Below are 4089 nucleotides of genomic sequence, written 5' to 3' on the forward strand. Positions count from 1 at the left end.
TACTCCAGACTATTAGGTATAGCAATATCTTTACTTTTGGCAATCACTCAAATATCATGTAATAGCGATGATAATTACAATTCAGATTGCGAAAACGCAGCTTGTACTTATCAATTTGTAACAATTGTTGTATCCATAAGGGATCAAAATGAAAACCCGGTCGCTTTAGATTCTTTTGAAGTTATAAATATCGAGAACGGAAATGATATGACTATATCGCTTTCCTCATCTGAATTTGGTACGGCACAACAACTTGGACAATATCCATTGGTAGATGATTTAAGTATTAATGTAAACCAGGAAAGACAAATCCAATTTAAGGGGTTCATCAATAGCTAAGAAGTTATTAGTGGTAGTTATACCGTTAGCAAAGATTGTTGTCATGTAGATGTAGTTTCTGGGGATTTACAGCTTACTTTTTAATTAATAAAAAACAATGCACAACACCGTACCCTGTGAAAAGCACTTTTACTTTTTCTAATATAATATTTTATTTTTAATCGGTTCATAATGATGATTTTGTAGTGTCTAAATGTTGGCAAGCCTTTCCTTTCTGCTGACTATTGTCAACATTTAAATACTATATATCTTGTTCCGCATCCTATATGTTATAGATCCTTATGGCCCTAAACAGGATTTGTATGATTTTCGGTTGTAATAAACCTGGCCACTTGCTATAAAGTGTGATCCTAACTTAAAGGTTGGTCACCTAAATTGTTTTTTGGTATAGGTTTTGAATACTATTTAGTGAGTTTTGTTATTATTTTATGTTTTTTATTTCTTTATGTATTCGCTTTCGCGAAAGCGTTATTCTATGACTTCTAGTTGATAAGGAATTTCTATTTTTATGACCACCAGGGTTCTACTCAGTTGTTTTCTAGCTACTTTTATAATGATCGATTTTACGTTCTTGCCTTGATCCTTGAGATAATAAGCCTACATTACAGGAACTATACGTATCGCTTGCCATGAGCTCTATGAGGTAGCCGCGTATCAATCGATGCGAACTTTTTGTAATTCCGGTAGTTCTTAAATTATCACCGCTTTGATGGATTCCCAGATCGTACCTTTTTCTAAAAAGACTACGCGACTCTTCGAGCTTCTTATCTGCAACGTGAATACTGTCTAGACGAGTATCTTTCAATTGCTTGCAATAATGAGCTGAGTATCGATACGATCGGTCTTTGTATGGCGCTTTTGCCATTGCGATGTATATCAGTTGGATTAATGACTAGTGATCGCCAGCCGTAAGATTCAAAACACCGATGCGCATGATAACCGAGGCAACCAGCCTCATAAGTCGTTGTTACTTCATAGTATGAATACTGCTCTTATCTGCATAGTCTTTAAGAAGTTTAGGTTGTGGTCGCATAGAAAATGTCTTACCGCCATATAAATCTGTTGCACAACATATTTTCCAACTTCTCATGTGTATCTCAATGCTAATGAATAATTTAGATGTTGCAGTTTGTTTATAACTTATAGTTTTTTGTAAATCTTAAAGATACTCAACAGGCTGCCTTTACTTGGATGTTATAAAAAAAAGGCAAGCAATAAACAAGTTTATAGCTTTTGGTTCTTATGTTATCATGTACTTAACAGTAGGTATGGTGATTCTAAATCGCCTACTTTCAGATACTAAACGTTAGCATTCACAAGGAAAATACACTCAAAATAAAAAAAAATATTTTCAAAGTATAACAAACGCTGTTTTTTTTTAATCAAAGGAGTATAAACAATTAAAAAAAAATAGTATCATGACAAAATTGATTAAAAATATTCTCACGTTTTTTATTGTTACAGCAGTAACAGGTTGTTCCGTTTAAAAAAACGTCTAGGAATAATTTTAAAAAGAGATTAAAATGAAAAAGGAATTTAATGAACTTAAAAACAACTGGGAAAGTAACAAAATAGAGATTGAACTTTCTGACGATAGTTTAGCTGTATTGTACGGAAAAATAAAGGAAAAAGAAATAGAAAATTATTTTTTCTATTGTAGCACCATTACAATCTTGACAACTATATTAATAGTGATGTCTCTATTCTTTTTATATGTTGCACCAGTAAAAGAATTATTAAGTAGAATAGGGGCAGGATTAATGATATTTGGTTTGGTGTTTAGGATTTCAATTGAAATAGTTAGTATTTACAAAGCAAAACTAATAAAAACCCTTGATAGCACATTAAAAGCGACAGAAACTTCTTTAATTTTTTATCAATTTAGGAAAACGGTTCATAAGGTTATTGCTCCTGTTATTGTTGGTTTGTATACTATTGGTTTTTATATGATTACACCCAAGTTTAGTTTGTATATTGAGTTTTTGAATTTAGTTTTAATTGATGTTTCCTACATAATTATTGGAGTAATCATTTTTATTTTCATAAAAATAGGTGTCAAAAAGGAAATGCAAAAATTAACAGATATTATTGAGTTTAAAAATGATATATCTGAATAAAGATCAAACTAAAAAGGTGTATAAGTAGTTGCTAAGAAAGTACAGATAAAAAATTTGTGCTTTCTTTGTGTTTCATTGATCATCCTAAACGGAGTGAATTTTTAAGCACCATTCCCATTACATTGGGCTGTGCTGAAAAGTTCGATTTAAACCGCAAGTCAAACGAAAAAAATGATAATAGAAAGAAAACAATATGAGCTTTTTGAAAAAACAGTTTTTGAAAAATTGACGATTAATGCTCCTTTTAAAATCTCGAATCCGATGCCAGAAGAAGCTTGCTTCCTCTACATGCTTCAAGGGCAAATAAATTATAAAACAGAAAATCACAATGTGTCTATTCCTCAAAACAATGCTGTTTTATTAAAATGCGGGAATTATTTTAGCCAATTAAAAAATGACAAATCAGTTGCTCAACATCAAATAATAATTATACATTTTAATTCAAAAATTTTAAAATCAATTTACACTTCTGACTTACCTAAAATTTTCCAAGTTCCAGGTTTAATTGACGATAAGATTGATTTAAGTGTCTTAAATAATGAATTTTTAATTCAAAAATATATTGAAAATTTATTATTCTATTTTGACAATCCTACTCTGGTAAATGAAGATATTCTTGTGCTTAAATTTAAAGAAATCATTTTGCTTTTGTGCCAAACAAAAAATGCTTCAACAATACAACATATTTTTTCACAGCTATTTTCACCAAGTAGCTTTACCTTCAAGGAAGCTATTGAAAGTAATATATATTCCAATTTTGGTTTGGCTGAGTTTGCTAATTTGACCAACCTTAGTCTTTCATCATTTAAAAGAGAGTTTAAAAAAAACTATAATGATACGCCAGCCAACTATATCCGAAATAGAAAATTGGAAAAGGCGTCCGAATTATTGTTATTATCCGAAGAAAGAATAACAGATATCGCTTTTGATTGTGGTTTTAATAATTTAGCAAACTTCTCCCATTTATTTGCCGAAAAAAACAATTGTTCGCCTTCAACATATCGCTTGAACCAAAAAAACAAATAGTTGAACTTTTAAATAAAGTCCTATAAATATTCATATTGCAATTTTGTATTGTTAGAAAGTAATTAAGCTTTTTGTTAAAACAAATACGTAATGGCACATTTAAAATTAGAAAATGTTTCTACTTCTCCACTTACAAGTGAGATTTTAGAAAACACGAAAAAAGGGTTGGGGTTTGTTCCTAATATGTATGTAACTATGGGTGCAAATCCAGCTTTACTGGATGCATACACATATTCATACAACAGTTTCAGAGCGAACGCAGGTTTTAGTCCTGTTGAGCAGGAAGTAGTTTTTTTATCTGTCGCATACGAAAACAATTGTGAGTATTGCATGGCTGCTCACAGCTTTGTTGGAGATAATATGACAAAAGTTCCAAATGAAGTAACTGATGCTATTCGTAATGGAAATCCAATTCCGGATATAAAATTTGCTGCACTTTCCAAACTTACCCGTTCTTTAACGACTGCAAGAGGAAATGTTTCGCAAGAAGAAATCAATGAATTTTTAGATGCAGGTTATTCTGAAAGCCACGTTTTAGGAATTATTTCGGGTATTGCAGTCAAAACAATGAGTAATTATTCCAATCATGTTTCAAAACCTAAACTTG

Annotated in this window: 5 protein-coding genes; 4 read left to right on the forward strand and 1 reads right to left on the reverse strand. The window is 31.0% G+C overall.

The genetic code is table 11. From position 1 onward, the window contains the following. Positions 1-339: hypothetical protein (locus CXF67_RS08540; RefSeq protein WP_219621027.1), on the forward strand; the 339-nt coding region annotated here is incomplete at its 5' end. A gap of 538 nt (positions 340-877) precedes the next feature. Here the strand turns inward: CXF67_RS08540 and CXF67_RS17840 are convergent. Further along, positions 878-1204 carry a hypothetical protein gene (locus CXF67_RS17840; protein ID WP_145990417.1) on the reverse strand — a complete coding sequence of 109 codons (327 nt, stop codon included), beginning with the start codon at positions 1202-1204 and terminating at the stop codon, positions 878-880. Between the two features lie 658 nt (positions 1205-1862). Here CXF67_RS17840 and CXF67_RS08545 point away from each other — a divergent pair. The 3 genes from CXF67_RS08545 to CXF67_RS08555 all read left to right on the forward strand — a co-directional run. After that, on the forward strand, positions 1863-2456 hold the full coding sequence (locus tag CXF67_RS08545) for a hypothetical protein (protein ID WP_102088376.1): 594 nt from the start codon (positions 1863-1865) through the stop codon (positions 2454-2456). Positions 2457-2627: 171 nt separating this feature from the next. Beyond that, positions 2628-3482 (forward strand): helix-turn-helix domain-containing protein, encoded by an 855-nt coding sequence (locus CXF67_RS08550; RefSeq protein WP_102088377.1) that lies wholly within the window; start codon positions 2628-2630, stop codon positions 3480-3482. A gap of 90 nt (positions 3483-3572) precedes the next feature. Next, positions 3573-4089 (forward strand): carboxymuconolactone decarboxylase family protein (locus CXF67_RS08555; protein ID WP_102088378.1); only part of this gene is annotated, 517 nt, incomplete at its 3' end.

The organism is Psychroflexus sp. MES1-P1E, from assembly GCF_002836055.1.
Taxonomy (GTDB): Bacteria; Bacteroidota; Bacteroidia; order Flavobacteriales; family Flavobacteriaceae; genus Psychroflexus.